This window comes from Bacteroides sp. RTP31139st1_H2_RTP31139_211217, assembly GCF_040227615.1.
In the GTDB taxonomy this organism is placed as follows: domain Bacteria; phylum Bacteroidota; class Bacteroidia; order Bacteroidales; family Bacteroidaceae; genus Bacteroides; species Bacteroides uniformis.
The window spans coordinates 1-1,031 of record NZ_JBCNZM010000264.1 but is presented as its reverse complement, the minus strand read 5'-3'; the positions used below and the strand labels follow the sequence as shown (position 1 = coordinate 1,031).

Annotated in this window: 1 protein-coding gene; it reads left to right on the top strand. The window is 46.4% G+C overall.

The genetic code is table 11. The annotated features are described in order from the left end of the window. A partial coding sequence (locus tag ABUA47_RS23555) for a toprim domain-containing protein (protein WP_349832155.1) occupies nt 1–891 on the top strand: 891 nt, incomplete at its 5' end. Nucleotides 892–1,031 lie beyond the last annotated feature (140 nt).

Sequence of the window (1,031 nt, the reverse complement as noted above, 5' to 3'; positions counted from 1 at the left end):
GTCAAACAACAGGGCATAAACCTGTGGTATAAGTCACCACTAAGGGAAGAAACGGAAGCATCGTTCAAGGTAAATACAGAACGTAACCAATGGTATGATTTTGCACTCGGCAAAGGTGGGAATATCATCGCACTGGCACAGGAACTTTATTGTTCCGACCATGTGCCTTACCTCTTGCAAAAAATCGAAGAACAGACACCCCGTATTCGCCCCGTGTCTTTTTCTTTTGGCAAGCAATCATCTTCCGAGCCAAGTTTTCAACAACTGGAGATTGTACCGCTTTCTTCTCCTGCCCTGCTTGCTTATTTGCAGGAAAGGGGAATAAACATTGCAATGGCGAAAAGAGAATGCAGTGAAGCGCACTTCACCCATAATGGCAAACGGTATTTCGCCATCGCCTTTCCCAATGTGTCGGGTGGGTATGAAATCCGCAACCAGTATTTCAAGGGATGCATCGCACCGAAAGAGATTTCTCATATCAAACAGCCGGGAACAGCGAGGGAAACATGTTATGTGTTTGAGGGATTTATGGACTATCTTTCATTTCTTACTTTGAGATTGGAGAATTGCCCGAAATATCCCGAACTGGACAGGCAAGATTATATGGTGTTGAACTCAGTAGCCAATGTTTCCAAAGCAATCTATCCGTTGGGAAGCTATGAGCGCATCCACTGTTTCTTTGACAATGACCGTGCAGGAATGGAAGCCATGCAGCAAATCTATAAGGAATACGGCAGGGACTTATACATCCGTGACGCTTCGCAGACATACAGCGGATGCAAGGACTTGAACGAATACTTACAGAAACAGACTGAAAGAAACAGGCAAGTTCAATCTGCAAAAGGGGTGCGCAGCCAACCACCGAAAAAGAAAAACGGCTTTCGGTTATAGCCCACTATAACTACACGCTTCGCTTTCGTAGTTGTGGGCTCTCCCGAGGGGATTAGGGCTTTGCCCTAATGACCCACTCAGGGCGTTTCTCCCCTGAGAACCCAGAGCAAAGAGTGACCCTCTCTTTGCAATCTCCGCTT